At 62.1% G+C, this 203-nt stretch carries 1 pseudogene; it reads left to right on the forward strand.

Features of this window, described 5'->3' with window-relative positions:
- A pseudogene (gene tuf, locus AC3XQU_RS25235) lies at positions 1-203 on the forward strand (elongation factor Tu); the annotation flags it as partial.

A 203-nucleotide genomic window follows, 5' to 3' on the forward strand; every position in this document is an offset into this window, starting at 1 on the left:
CTCTCGAAGTACGAGTTCCCAGGCGACGACCTGCCAATCATCAAGGGTTCGGCACGTATGGCGCTGGAAGGCCAGCCGGGCGAAATGGGCGAAGCGTGCATCGAGCGCCTGGCCGAAGCACTGGATACCTACATCCCAACGCCAGAGCGCGCTGTTGACGGCGCCTTCCTGATGCCAGTGGAAGACGTGTTCTCGATCTCGGG

The sequence above is a fragment of the Telluria sp. AZSoR62 genome (assembly GCF_058111565.1).